Annotated in this window: 10 protein-coding genes and 3 tRNA genes; 9 read left to right on the top strand and 4 right to left on the bottom strand. The window is 58.4% G+C overall.

The features are described 5' to 3' along the window. The first annotated feature begins 41 nt into the window (after window positions 1–41). Window positions 42–1,346, top strand: a complete 1,305-nt coding sequence (locus AC13EY_RS04675) for a serine hydrolase domain-containing protein (protein ID WP_482875972.1) — start codon at window positions 42–44, stop codon at window positions 1,344–1,346. Between the two features lie 140 nt (window positions 1,347–1,486). Here AC13EY_RS04675 and AC13EY_RS04680 read toward each other — a convergent pair whose 3' ends face one another. Then, entirely contained in the window at window positions 1,487–2,164 is a 678-nt protein-coding gene (locus AC13EY_RS04680) for a DUF4197 domain-containing protein (RefSeq protein ID WP_482875971.1), read from the bottom strand. A 295-nt stretch (window positions 2,165–2,459) separates the two neighbouring features. Here AC13EY_RS04680 and AC13EY_RS04685 point away from each other — a divergent pair, with 295 nt between their 5' ends. After that, entirely contained in the window at window positions 2,460–2,726 is a 267-nt protein-coding gene (locus AC13EY_RS04685; RefSeq protein WP_088274190.1) for a DUF4212 domain-containing protein, read from the top strand. Between the two features lie 16 nt (window positions 2,727–2,742). Then, window positions 2,743–4,509: a sodium:solute symporter family protein gene (locus tag AC13EY_RS04690; RefSeq protein WP_233049695.1), complete on the top strand. Its 1,767-nt coding sequence runs from the start codon at window positions 2,743–2,745 to the stop codon at window positions 4,507–4,509. A gap of 60 nt (window positions 4,510–4,569) precedes the next feature. Here AC13EY_RS04690 and AC13EY_RS04695 read toward each other — a convergent pair whose 3' ends face one another. The 3 genes from AC13EY_RS04695 to AC13EY_RS04705 all read right to left on the bottom strand — a co-directional run bounded on the left by AC13EY_RS04695 (window position 4,570) and on the right by AC13EY_RS04705 (window position 8,591). Further along, window positions 4,570–5,814 (bottom strand): OmpP1/FadL family transporter, encoded by a 1,245-nt coding sequence (locus AC13EY_RS04695; protein WP_482877123.1) that lies wholly within the window; start codon window positions 5,812–5,814, stop codon window positions 4,570–4,572. 135 nt (window positions 5,815–5,949) lie between these two features. Further along, window positions 5,950–6,660 carry a 3'-5' exonuclease gene (locus AC13EY_RS04700; protein ID WP_482877125.1) on the bottom strand — a complete coding sequence of 237 codons (711 nt, stop codon included), beginning with the start codon at window positions 6,658–6,660 and terminating at the stop codon, window positions 5,950–5,952. After that, on the bottom strand, window positions 6,657–8,591 hold the full coding sequence (locus tag AC13EY_RS04705) for a DUF294 nucleotidyltransferase-like domain-containing protein (protein ID WP_482877127.1): 1,935 nt from the start codon (window positions 8,589–8,591) through the stop codon (window positions 6,657–6,659). The genes AC13EY_RS04700 and AC13EY_RS04705 overlap by 4 nt, the downstream gene beginning before the upstream one ends. Window positions 8,592–8,885: 294 nt before the next feature. On the opposite strand from AC13EY_RS04705, the gene gacA reads away from it, so the two are divergent. The 6 genes from gacA to AC13EY_RS04735 all read left to right on the top strand — a co-directional run bounded on the left by gacA (window position 8,886) and on the right by AC13EY_RS04735 (window position 12,476). Continuing rightward, a complete protein-coding gene (gene gacA, locus AC13EY_RS04710; RefSeq protein ID WP_228244866.1) occupies window positions 8,886–9,530 on the top strand; it encodes a response regulator transcription factor GacA in 645 nt (214 codons plus the stop codon). Then, window positions 9,527–11,359: an excinuclease ABC subunit UvrC gene (gene uvrC, locus AC13EY_RS04715; protein ID WP_482877129.1), complete on the top strand. Its 1,833-nt coding sequence runs from the start codon at window positions 9,527–9,529 to the stop codon at window positions 11,357–11,359. Before gacA ends, uvrC begins: the two co-directional genes overlap by 4 nt. A gap of 30 nt (window positions 11,360–11,389) precedes the next feature. Next, window positions 11,390–11,959: a CDP-diacylglycerol--glycerol-3-phosphate 3-phosphatidyltransferase gene (pgsA, locus tag AC13EY_RS04720; protein ID WP_088274197.1), complete on the top strand. Its 570-nt coding sequence runs from the start codon at window positions 11,390–11,392 to the stop codon at window positions 11,957–11,959. A 222-nt stretch (window positions 11,960–12,181) separates the two neighbouring features. Further along, a tRNA-Gly gene (locus AC13EY_RS04725) sits at window positions 12,182–12,257 on the top strand. A gap of 47 nt (window positions 12,258–12,304) precedes the next feature. Further along, window positions 12,305–12,378: transfer RNA gene (locus AC13EY_RS04730), tRNA-Cys, on the top strand. Between the two features lie 11 nt (window positions 12,379–12,389). Continuing rightward, a tRNA-Leu gene (locus AC13EY_RS04735) sits at window positions 12,390–12,476 on the top strand. Window positions 12,477–12,774: the final 298 nt, after the last annotated feature.

Consider the following 12,774-nt stretch of genomic DNA (forward strand, 5'->3'; position numbering starts at 1 on the left):
AACGTGAGGGGCTGCTCAAACAACAAAAACAGGACAGCCCAATGACACACTTTCATGGTTTTCAACCGGGTATGGGGCGTCGCCTGCATGCCGCTGCCGATGTGGCACCCGATCTCCCCGCTCCGGATACCGTGCGCTATGAGCTGCTGGGTTTTATGGAGGGCTTTCCGCCGGCCCCCGAGAAGCTGGTTACCCGCGAAAACTACCTGGTCGAGTACCCGAAGCTGCGCTGGGCGTTCCAGCATATGCGCGAGCTTGTGCCCTCACGTCAGATCAGGCGTGGCAGTGGTGCTACCAGTGAGTTGCCTCGCGGTGCCGATCTGACCGCTCAGATCGACGCGCTCAGTATCACATTGAATGACGGCAGCGAAATCGACTTTAGCGAGTTTCTGTCGTGTAGCTATGCGGACGCCTGCATCATTCTGCACCGCGGCAAGGTGATCTATGAGCAGTATCCCAATCAGCCCGATCCGCTCAGCCCGCACATGCTCTGGTCGGTGACCAAGTCGTTCACCGGTCTGGTGGCGGCGATGCTGATCGCCGAGGACGTTATGGATCCGAACGCCCAGGTGACTGACCTGATTCCTGAACTGGCCAGTTCCGGTTGGCGTGGTGCCAGCGTTCAGCAGGTGCTGGATATGACAGCGGACATCAAGTACTCCGAGGTCTACGCTGACGGCACCTCGGATGTGAAGTACTACGGCCTGGCCGCGGGCATTACCCAGTCACCGCAATGGGCCGGTCCAACCCGTCTCTATGACTACCTGCCGACCATCGGTGCAGCCCGCGAGCACGGCCGTTATTTCGCGTATCGCACGGTTCACACCGAGGTTCTGGGCTGGCTGATTCGCCGCGCCAGCGGCAAGGATGTGGCGACCCATATTGGTGAGCGCATCTGGAGCAAACTGGGGGCAGAGGAGGACGCGCTGTTGCTGCTCGACCCGACGGGTACCGAATGGGCTGGTGCGGGGCTGAATGCGACTTTGCGAGATCTCGCCCGGTTCGGCGAGATGATGCGCAGCGGCGGAAGGTGGAACGGCCAGCAGATCATTCCCGCCGCAATCATTGAGGATTTGCAGCGCGGCGCCGATCGCGAAGCCTTTGCCGATTTTGGCCGGCGTGGCATGGACGGCTACTCCTATCACAACCAGTGGTGGATCAGTCACAACGCCGATGGCGTGTATGAAGCCATGGGGGTGCATGGGCAACTGATACATATCAATCCGGCGGTGGAGCTGACTGTTGTTCGGACCGCCTCACACCCGATTGCCAGTAATGAGTTTACTTACGAAATGACCACTGCTGCGATGCAGCGGTTGGCAGGCCATCTTGGTGGCCGGGTCTGATATTGAACGGAGCTTTTACGGTCTGCGTATCCATTATCGGGTAGGGCACTGCCGGCAGCAGATTCGTCAAGCTGAAGGCCATGTGCGTGATTACCGAATAGGACAAGCGGCAATCGGGTATAACGCCAGGCTGTCGCGCATTACAGAGCGCCGAATACCTTGCGTGCCATGCTGGTGGCTGCCGCTGCCGGGTTGCTGCGAATAGTTGCTTCCTGTTGGGCAATCATCTCGAACAGGCCGTCCAGCGCCTTTTCGGTGACGTAGGTCTCGACGCTGGTCGCGTTGGCGTCGACAACGCCAAACCCTGCTGCCTGAGAGGCAAATGCGTTGTATTGCTGGGCTACGCCAACCTGGTCGGTGGCCTGCTTTACCACCGGAAGGAACAGGGCGCGAATTTCTTCCCGGCTGCTGCGTTCGAGATACTGGGTTGCCGAGTCGTTACCGCCGGTGAGGACACTCTTGGCGTCTGTCAGGCTCATCCGGCTGATGGCGTTGACCAGAATGGATTGCGCCTGGGGCACCGCGGCCTCTGCGGCCTGATTCATGCTGTTTTCCAGCGCGATGATCTGGTTCCCCATTCCCATCATTTTCAGCGAGCGTGCAGCGCTACCCAACTTGCCGGGCAGTTCGATGCGCACATCCGGGTTGTTGCTGAACCCGCCGGGCTTGCCAAGTTCGCTGACGGCCAGCTGCGCGCCTTGGGTCAGCGCCTCCTTCATGGCGGTTGCGGTGTCCTGTTGGGTAAGGTCGGACAGCGACAACGCCATGGCCTGAGCCGAAAGAAACAGGCTGGTGAGCAACAAAGCAACGCGTTTCATGGCTGTCTCCGCTCCAGTGGTGTTCCTTCACTCTAGACGATGTCTGCCAGTGTGGGCGTTTTCCGTGTATTCAAGGCTTACTGCCCAGGGCGTGTCTTTAGTCTAATAGGTTGGTCATTTTTATTTCTTTATTTATTAAAGAAAATAAAAATCAGTGCTTTATATTTATAAGTTTATGTGTTTTCAAAGTTTTGTTTTGCGATCCTGAACGTCCGTTCTACCAAAGTCTTACTCTTCACCAGCGCATCCCGGTGCTACCGTTACTGGCGTAATAACAACAACAATGGAGACGCTAATGTCCATGTCAAAAGAAGAGGCAGCGCGCGGTTACTGGCGTGAAAACCTCAAACTCATGCTGACCCTGCTGGTCGTCTGGTTTGTGGTTTCCTTCGGTGCCGGCGTGCTGTTCGTAGACCAGCTCAACGCCATCCAGTTCTTCGGCTTCCCGCTGGGGTTCTGGTTTGCCCAGCAGGGTTCCATCTACGCCTTCGTGGTGCTCATCTTCGTGTACGTCTGGAAGATGAACCAGCTCGATCGCAAGTACGACTTCCACGAAGAATAAGAACAGGATCCCTGCGATGGATACCCAAACTCTGATCTATCTGTTCGTCGGCGCGACCTTCGCGCTGTATATCGCCATTGCCATTTGGTCTCGTGCGGGCAGCACCAGCGAGTACTATGTGGCGAGCAAGGGCGTGCACCCGATTGCCAACGGTATGGCTACCGGGGCTGACTGGATGTCTGCGGCATCCTTCATCTCCATGGCCGGTATCATTTCCTTCACCGGCTTCGATGGCTCGGTCTACCTGATGGGCTGGACCGGTGGCTATGTGCTGCTGGCTATGTGTCTGGCACCCTACCTGCGCAAGTTCGGCAAGTTTACCGTGCCGGAGTTTGTTGGCGAGCGGTACTACTCACAAACCGCGCGGGTGGTGGCGGTGATCTGTGTGATCTTCATTTCCTTTACCTACGTGGCAGGCCAGATGCGCGGTGTTGGCATCGTGTTCTCCCGTTACCTGGAAGTGGATATCAACACCGGCGTCGTGATCGGCATGGCCATCGTGTTCTTCTACGCCGTTCTCGGCGGCATGAAGGGCATCACCTATACCCAGGTGGCGCAATACTGCGTGATGATCTTCGCCTACATGGTTCCCGCCATTTACATCTCCATGCTGATTACCGGCAACCCGATCCCGCAACTGGGCTTTGGCAGCGAGGTTACCGGAACCGGGCAATCGGTACTGGAACGCCTGAACGGTCTGGGCGCTGAGCTGGGTTTTGGGGCATACACTGACGGGTCCAAGTCGACCATTGACGTGTTCTTCATCACCATGGCGCTGATGGTTGGTACTGCCGGTCTGCCCCACGTTATCGTTCGTTTCTTCACCACACCGACCGTGCGTGATGCCCGTAAATCGGCCGGTTACGCTCTGTTGTTCATCGCGATTCTCTATACCACTGCGCCGGCGGTTGCTGCGTTTGCTCGCACCAATCTGCTGACCTCGGTGCCGAACGTCGCTTACGAACAGGTGCCGACCTGGCTCAAGACCTGGGAAAATGCCGGTCTGATCGCCTGGCAGGACAAGAACAACGATGGCGTGATTCAGTACGGCCCGGGCGCGCCGTTCGTTGGTGCGCCGAAGTTTACTGATGAGCGTGGTGCCAACGGTGAGCGTCTGATCAGCAACGAGCCGACTGCTGCTGCCACCGAGCTGTACGTGGACCGCGACATCATGGTTCTGGCCAACCCGGAAATTGCCGATCTGCCCGGTTGGGTGGTTGCACTGATTGCAGCGGGTGGTCTGGCTGCGGCGCTGTCTACTGCAGCAGGTCTGCTGCTGGTGATTTCAACCTCGGTCTCCCATGACCTGCTCAAGAGCAACATGGCACCGAATATTACCGAGAAGCAGGAGCTGCTTGCTGCCCGGGTAGCTGCGGGTGTCGCCATCGCCATTGCCGGTCTGTTCGGGATCTACCCACCGGCCTTCGTGGCGCAGGTGGTCGCCTTCGCGTTCGGCCTGGCGGCGGCCTCGTTCTTCCCGGTCATCGTCATGGGTATTTTCTCGAAGAAGATGAACAAGGAAGGCGCTATCGCGGGGATGATTGTCGGTCTGACCTTCACCTTCAGCTATATCGTCTACTACAAGTTCATCAACCCGACTGCGACCGCAGACGACTGGTGGTTCGGTATTTCTCCGGAAGGTATCGGTACCCTGGGTATGATCTTCAACTTCGTCGCTGCAGTACTGGTTGCATCCGTAACCAAGGCGCCGCCGGAGAAGATCCAGCACCTGATCGAGGATATTCGTATCCCGCGTGGAGCAGGCGCTGCGGTTGATCACTGATCAGCAGCACTGAAACAAAAACGCCCCGCATCATGCGGGGCGTTTTTTATTGCCCGTCGATCAGAAGCGCCAGGTGGCCTGAGTTGCCAGGCCGTGTGCCTGGTTGCGGAACTCGGCGGTGTAGTCCGCGGTGTTGATCTCACCCTTGGCTTCACGCAGGTAGGAGTACGCGATATCCAGCGTCAGGTCTGATGTAACATCCCAGCCGGCGCCTACCGAGAAGACCTTGCGGTCCGATACCGGGATACGCACGGTGCGGTGGGTGTCGTTGGTTGGTGACGGATCGGACGTGAAGCCGGCACGCAGAACCCATTGCGGGTTCAGTTGGTAGGATGCACCAACCGCCCAGGAGACGATGTCGTCCCACTTCATTTGTTCTTCAATGCTGCCGAAGTTAGGCTGGTAGGGTGCCAGCAAACCGCTGTTCTCAACCACGATCTTGTCCAGACGGCTCCAGCGGGTCCAGGTGCTGCCGGCGTAAACGGTCCAACGGTCATCCAGTTCCCAGGTGATGGAGGTGTCGATCGATTCGGGCATGGTGATGTCCAGCGCGGCGTCGTAGCTGCCGTCAGGCCCGATTTGCGGGTTGAAGCCGCTGAACCGAGTGCGGCCTTCGAGGCCGAAGTCGATGGCCGAGTGGTAAGTCAGGCCCCAGCGCACCTGATCGGTAACCTGCACCAGCACCCCAGCGTTGAAGCCGTAGCCGGTGTCATCACCCTTGATGTTGACTTTGGCATCGCTGCCCAGCGCCGCAAGCGGTTGGCTGGTCAATTTGCCACTGATACGGTTGATGGTCGGGCCCAAGCCGACGGATACACGGTCGTTGACCTGGTAGCTCAGAGTGGGCTGCAGGGTAACGACCTGAACCATGCTATACAGACCATGCGAGCGTCCCTGGAAGCCTTTCTCATAATCGCTGATCACGCCGAAGGGGGCGTAAACGCCGATGCCGGCGTGCCAGCGGTCGTTCAGCGGCGTTACCAGGTAGGCGAACGGAATGGTTGCCGTCGGAACCATGTCGCCCTTATTGGTGCCCGAGGCGAAACCCTGAGCGTCATCAATATCGGTAGAAGCGAAAATGGTAGCAAAGCCACCACTGACCTCGGTTCTGTCCATCCTGGACATGCCTGCCGGGTTACCAAACAGGGTGCTGGCGTCTTCGGCGGCGGATGAGCGTCCTGCAAATCCAGTTCCCATGCCGCTGGCGCTTTGTTCGTTGATGCTCAGGCCATTGGCGCTGGCGCTGCTGGCGGCGAGGGTGACGGCCAAGGCAACAGATGACTTCAGCCAGGCGTGTCTGTTCATGGAATGCTCCGGATAGGGATGGGTGATTCGGTGAGGGCGCGCACGCTATCAAGAATCAGTGCCATTTGCCAGAGCTGCTTGTCGATAAAAGCGGTTTTGGTGGCGCAAAATGACGGCAAAATACCGGTTGTCGCGCTACATCGCGCCGATTCGAGCCTGTCGCAAGCGGCGCCAGTGACGCAGGCGGGAATCCAGGTCTGCCAGGGTTTCAAGTTTTTCCCGGCGTGCCAGTGACAACAGAATCAGCATCAACTCGGCCGTTGCCAGTGCATCAGCAGCAGCATGATGACGTTGCTGATTGACGACCTTGAAGTGCTGTTGCCACTCGTCGAGGCTTTGCCTGCGCCCCCCGGCAGGGCAGAGCATAGGGGCCAGCTCGGCAACATCAACAAAGCGGTGTCGCAACCGGTGGCCCAGCTCGTCACGCAGGCCGCGCTGCAGCATGCGATGGTCGAAGGCGGCGTGAAAGGCCACGAAGATGCAGGTGCCGGCAAAGTCCATGAAGTCCAGCAGGGCGTCAGCAGGCGCTACGCCGTCTGCCACCGCACTGGGGGCGATGCCGTGAATCAGTACCGACTCGGTAACACGGTGGTTTTCCTGGTAGAGGGTGCATTCGTACTGGCTGCCCAGGTAAATCAGGCCATGTTCGATCACCACTGCGCCGACCGACAGAATACGGTCGCGGTTGACGTTCAGCCCGCTGGTCTCCAGATCCACCACCACAAAGCGACAATCATCCAGCGGGGTATCATCCAGTGGTTGCGGGGCAGGCAGTGCGTCGAGCCGCTGCTGCTGTGCTGGCGATAGCCCGCGGCGGCGAATGCCCAGCCAGGAGAGAGGGTTCACAGGTTATACCTCAAGGCCAGACTGGCCTGCAGCCGCTTGGCCTGGCGGAACGATTCACGAAGAATGCGACGGTCGAGCTGGTTGAGCGTGTCCGGGTCCAGCCGGTTGCTGAATGTCTTGCCATCGCGTTCCTGCTGCTGGTGCTGCTGCATCCGCACCAACTGAATGAACTGATAGCCCTCGATGTAGGCGTCGGCGTCTTGAGGGTCGAGCACTCTGCGTTCGCGCAGTTGCTGCAGGCGCTCAAGGGTGTTTGTGACGCTGATACCATTGGCCAGTGCCAGCAGTCGGGCGCCATCCACAAAGGGACTCAGCCCCTGCACCTTGGTATCCAGCGTGTCTTTCTCGGCGCCGCTGCGCGCCACTACAAAGTCACGCAGGCGGCCAATAGGTGGCCGGTTGAGCAGGGCGTTTTGCGCCATCTGCTGCTGGAACAGCGTGTTGCCGCCGATCTGGCGCAAGACTTCGGCAAAGAGCTGTTCCGGGCCGCGTTTATCGCCCCATACGACCCGGAAATCGAAATAAATCGAAGAGCTCAGGAGGTTGGCCGGCGTGGTGCTGCGTACCAGACGTGAAAACTTGTCCCGCCATTCCTGGGCGGACAGACACAGCTCCGGATTGCTGGCCATGATGTTGCCCTTGCACAGGGTAAAGCCGCATTCGGCGAGTGCATTATTGATATGGCGGGCCAGCGGCAGCAGACGTTCGCGGTGCGCATCGGCCTCTGCGCCCGATGCTGCGCTGAACAGCATGCCGTTATCCTGATCGGTATGCAGGGTCTGCTCCTGGCGTCCTTCGCTGCCAAAGCACAGCCAACTGAACGGTATACCAGGATCGCCGTGTTCCTCTAGGCTGAGCTCGATGACACGACACACCGTGTGATCGTTGAACAGGGTGATGATCCGGGTGATCTGCCCGGAGGATGCGCCGTGTGCCAGCATGCTGTCGACCAACTGGTGAATGTCGCTGCGCAAGTCACGCAGCCGCTGGATGCTTTCGGCCTGACGCAGCGTGCGGGCCAGGTGCACCAGGTTGACCCGTTGCAGCGAGAACAGGTCCCGCTCGGAGACAACGCCAACCAGCTTGCCATCATCGACCAGACAAATGTGTGCAATATGCCGCCTGGTCATTGCGATGGCTGCGTCGAACGCGCTGGCGGAGGAGGGGAGCGCAGCTGGTTGCGGTGTCATTACGGTCGCGATGCTGTTATTCAGGTCAGCGGCATCATTGGCAATCAGTGCACGCAGGTCGCGCAGCGTGAAAATGCCCGCCGGCGCCTGCTGCGGATCTATGATGACGATACTGCCGACCCCTGCTTCATGCATCTGCTTGACTGCATTGCGAATGCTGGTCTCTGGTGGGCAGCAGATAGGTTCGCGCCCGATCAGGCTGTCCAGCCTGGTATCCAGGGAGTAATGCGCTCCCAGGGTTTCGCTCGCCTGTTTCTGAGCCTGTTGATTCACCTGTTCAAGCAGGCTGCTGACACCGCGCAGGGCGAAGTCCCTGAACGGCATTGACTGGCTGAACAGGGTAACGAAGTCGTCGCGGTTGATCGTCAGACAGAAACTGTCCTCTGCTGCGCGGTGAAGGGTGCGCGTAGCCCGCTCCCCCAGAAGGGCTGCCAGCGGAAAGCACTCGCCGGTACCGATTTCAAATGTGGTATCGGGCTCGTCGTTGCCGGAGATTACGCGTTCACCGCGAATCAAACCCTGCTTGACGATGAAGAAGTGTTGAACGGGGCCATCCTGGGGCTGGAGAATGGGGTCGCCAGCGGCAAAAAAACGCAGCTGGGCGTGCTCCACCAGCCAAGCCAGATGACCCTGCTCCATCAGATTGAAGGGCGGGTAGCCAAGCAGAAAGCCGATGATGCCCTGAATGTTCTGCATGACCGCTGTTTTGCCGGCCTGGGTAAACTTGTTGTTTTGGTTCATGGGCTATGCGCCTGTTGTTTGCAGCCAGTGTTGCGTGCAGTACCCATAACGTCCATCAGACCATGGTAGCTGAGTCATTGGACAGGTACCGGCAGTTCGCGCAGCTGGACAAGTGATTTCATCTGGCTGGTCGTTTTGGTATCGTTGCGCCTAAAACACGCTGATCATTGCCTGACAGAGCATTTCCTTGTCGGGCAGGATGGTGCGTTCGCCCATTATAGTAAGGCTGCGTGTCGGGATGCTGCCTCCGCTCCCGGTGGGATAGCTCGGTTCGGTTTGTTCAAGGGGTAGGACTTGATCAAGGTACTGGTAGTCGATGACCACGACCTGGTGCGCACAGGCATCAGTCGCATGCTGAGCGATGTCCCGGGCCTGTCTGTCATAGGCGAGGCCGATAGCGGAGAGACTGCCGTGGTTCGCGCCCGCGAGCTTAAGCCTGACGTCATCTTGATGGACGTGCGCATGCCGGGTATCGGTGGCCTGGAAGCTACCCGCAAGCTGGTCCAGCATGACAAGCACATAAAGGTGATTGCCGTAACCGTTTGTGACGAAGAGCCCTTTCCGACGCGTCTGATGCAGGCTGGGGCAGCAGGTTACGTTACCAAGGGGGCAGCGCTGGACGAAATGGTGACGGCAATACGCCAGGTTCACGCCGGACTGCGCTACATCAGCCCCGATATTGCGCAACAACTTGCCCTGAAGCAGTTCAACCCGGGCGGCAATTCGCCCTTTGATTGCCTTTCCGAGCGCGAGATCCAGATCGCCTTGATGATTGTCAATTGCGAGAAGGTGCAAAGCATTTCCGACAAGCTGTGCCTCAGTCCGAAAACCGTCAACACCTATCGCTATCGCATTTTCGAGAAGCTGGGCATCACCAGTGATGTCGAGCTGACCCTGCTGGCGGTACGCCACGGCATGGTTGATCCGTCCCGACAGTGAGCAGCTCACCCGTATTCGATGCCAAGGCCTTTCTGGCCTCGGCCAGCAGCAAGCCCGGCGTGTATCGCATGTTCGATGCCGACGGCGAACTTCTGTATGTCGGCAAGGCTGGCAATCTGAAAAAGCGCCTGTCCAGCTATTTCCGCAAGACCGGGCTCAGCCCCAAGACCGAAGCGCTGGTCGCCCGCATTCAGCAGATCGATACCACGATCACAGGTAATGAAACCGAAGCGCTGTTGCTGGAACAGAGCCTGATCAAGGCTAACCGTCCGCCTTACAATATTCTGCTGCGGGACGACAAATCCTACCCTTACGTGTTTCTCTCCAGTAACGATGACTTCCCTCGGCTGGGCCTGCACCGAGGCAGCAAGCGCGCCAAGGGTCGTTATTTCGGCCCGTATCCGAGCGCCGGTGCCATTCGCGAGAGCCTAAACCTGCTGCAAAAAACCTTTCTTGTGCGTCAATGCGAGGACAGTTATTACCGTAACCGCACGCGGCCCTGCCTGCAGTATCAGATCAAACGTTGCAAGGCACCGTGCGTTGGGCTGGTCGATGCGGCGGAGTATGCCGAGGACGTGCGCCATTCGGTCATGTTTCTGGAAGGACGCAGCAACGCGCTCAACGACGAGCTGACCGCGGCGATGGAGAAGGCAGCCACCGCACTGGATTTTGAACGAGCCGCTGAATTGCGTGACCAGATCGCCTTGCTGCGCCGGGTGCAGGATCAGCAGAGCATCGACACCGAGCAGGGGAGCGCCGATATTGTTGCCGCAGCGGTCGCCCCGGGGGGCGCCTGTGTGCACGTCATCATGGTGCGAAACGGTCGAGTGCTTGGCAGCAAGAACCACTTCCCGCGGGTACCGATCGAGCAGCAGCCTGGTGAGGTGCTCGCCGCGTTTTTGCCGCAGTATTACCTGGGCAGTGCCGAGCGCGAGGTGCCGGCGGAAATTATTGTTAACGCCGAGCACGAGGACTTTGCTGTCATTACCCGTGCGTTGAGCGATGCGCGCGGCTTCAACGTCAGCATCAGTCCGCGGGTACGTGGTACGCGGCGACGTTGGCAGGAGTTGGCAAGCAGTAATGCCGAGCAGTCACTGGCCAGCCTCCTGAGCAACCGTCAGCATGTCCAGCAACGATTTGAAGCCTTGCAGCAGGCGCTGCAGCTTGACGACATGCCGACGCGGCTGGAGTGTTACGACATCAGCCACTCCAGCGGTGAGGCGACGGTCGCTTCCTGTGTGGTGTTTGGGCCCGAGGGGCCGATCAAGAGCGACTACCGCCGCTTCAATATCGAAGGTGTTACCGCAGGCGACGACTATGCGGCAATGCATCAGGCTCTGATGCGCCGTTTCTCGCGGATCAAGGACGGTGAGGGCAAGATGCCGGATATCCTGCTGGTCGATGGTGGCAAGGGCCAGATGAACATGGCGCGTGATGTGCTGCAGGAGCTGGCTATCCATGACCTGACGCTGGTTGGCGTTGCCAAGGGTGTAACCCGCAAGGCAGGCATGGAAACCCTGTTCCTCAACACCCCGGACAATGAACTGGTATTGCCCGGTCACTCGCCTGCGCTGCACCTGATCCAGCATATTCGTGACGAGGCGCACCGTTTTGCGATCACTGGCCACCGCCAACGGCGGGGTAAGGCCAGAACCAGTTCCAGTCTTGAAGGTATCGCGGGCGTTGGCCCCAAGCGCAGACGAGAGCTGCTTAAACATTTCGGCGGTCTTCAGGAGTTGAAGCGCGCCAGCGCAGCCGAAATTGCCAAAGTACCGGGGATCAGTAAAAAACTCGCAGAACAGATTTATGCTGTTCTGCATAGCGATTAGAATGGCCTTTCGTCCAAGGCTGCGGAACCCATGAACATTCCAAATATCCTGACCCTGCTCCGGGTCGCGCTGATACCCATTTTTATCCTGCTGTTTTACATGCCGTTTCACTGGAGCTACCTTGCGGCAGCACTGGTCTTTACCCTGGCCAGCGTGACCGATTGGCTGGATGGCTATCTCGCGCGAAAACTGCAGCAAAGCACACCATTTGGGGCTTTTCTGGACCCGGTTGCTGACAAGCTCATGGTAGTTATCGCGTTGGTCCTGCTGGTGCAGCACCATGCCAACTTCTGGGTTACCGCTCCGGCCGCCATCATCATCGGTCGTGAACTGGTGATTTCTGCATTGCGTGAGTGGATGGCGGAAATGGGCGCGCGAGCCCATGTCGCGGTGTCCAAGCTCGGGAAGTACAAAACGGCGCTGCAGATGGTGGCGCTGGTTGTGTTGCTGGCCAACCCCCCGGAGCTTACGCTTTGGGTTATTGTGGGCTACATATTGCTGGCGATGTCGGCGGTGCTGACCTTGTGGTCCATGGTGGTCTATCTGATCGCGGCATGGCCCCATCTGCGCCCGGACAGTGATCAAAATTCCTCCAAATAACTTTTTTTGAATCAATAACTTGACAGGCCGGCGCAGATGGATAGAATGAGCGCCGTCCGATGCAGTGAGCAGTCTGGCAACCTCAGACAGCAAGCGTTAAGGCATTGCAAGGCATTTAGCGGGATCAGCTCAGATGTTAGAGCGCGACCTTCCGAGGTCGGGGCGGGGCGAGCAGCTTCGCGAGGTCTCGCGACCAGATGGTCAAGTAGTAAAGGTTTTTAAGCGGGAATAGCTCAGTTGGTAGAGCACGACCTTGCCAAGGTCGGGGTCGCGAGTTCGAGTCTCGTTTCCCGCTCCAGTTTTTGTTGCGCTGACGTCATCCACAGCGCAGCGTATTTCTTTTGAGGCCGGGTGGCAGAGTGGTCATGCAGCGGATTGCAAATCCGTGTACGCCGGTTCGATTCCGACCTCGGCCTCCAACTTTTCTTTCGCCCGGATGGCGAAATTGGTAGACGCAAGGGACTTAAAATCCCTCGACCTTTAGGTCGTGCCGGTTCGACCCCGGCTCCGGGCACCAGTTTCCATGCGGGCTTGCGTGATACGTAAAAACCTCTTCTGATCTGCAAGCCGGTTGCGGTCCTTGATGGTTTGCACTCCTTTTCTGTTCTCGTTATTGCGCCCCTATGTCGATGCGTTTGCGCGAGCGTTCATCTGCGCATGTTCGAGTTAATCGGTCATTTGCGCACTAGCCAATCTGATTTACTCCCGTTGCCAAAACCTTTCTCAGCGAATTGCGTTTCGCGCTTTGCGCTCTCCGCAAGATTGCGTTTGCACAACCTTCTGTGAGCTGATGTGAATCAGGATTGCCGGGGTTT

It is taken from the genome of Halopseudomonas sp. L-58 (assembly GCF_056859475.1).